This window comes from Pseudomonas sp. NPDC087342, from assembly GCF_044744265.1.
Lineage (GTDB): Bacteria > Pseudomonadota > Gammaproteobacteria > Pseudomonadales > Pseudomonadaceae > Aquipseudomonas > Aquipseudomonas nunensis.
This window is the reverse complement of sequence record NZ_JBIUXZ010000061.1, coordinates 1-333: the sequence shown is the minus strand read 5'-3', so window position 1 is coordinate 333 and position 333 is coordinate 1. Positions and strand designations below refer to the sequence as shown.

1 protein-coding gene is annotated in these 333 nt (G+C 54.7%); it reads right to left on the bottom strand.

All coding sequences use genetic code 11. From position 1 onward, the window contains the following. Positions 1-333 (bottom strand): GTP-binding protein (locus tag ACIOYV_RS33285; protein ID WP_401330726.1); only part of this gene is annotated, 333 nt, incomplete at both ends.

Sequence of the window (333 nt, the reverse complement as noted above, 5' to 3'; positions counted from 1 at the left end):
CGTAAACAAGACGTGGAACGCCGTATTTGTTGGCTTGACGCCATACGGTTTCCGACTGAGGCTCAACACCCGAGGTGCCGCAGAACACAACAACCGCGCCGTCGAGAACACGCAGGGAACGTTCAACTTCAATAGTGAAGTCAACGTGGCCCGGGGTGTCGATGACGTTGAAGCGGTATTGGTCTTTGTGCTGCTTCTCGGAACCCTGCCAGAAGGCGGTAATGGCAGCAGAAGTAATGGTAATACCACGCTCCTGCTCCTGCACCATCCAGTCTGTGGTCGCGGCGCCGTCATGCACCTCGCCCATTTTGTGACTTTTGCCAGTGTAAAAAA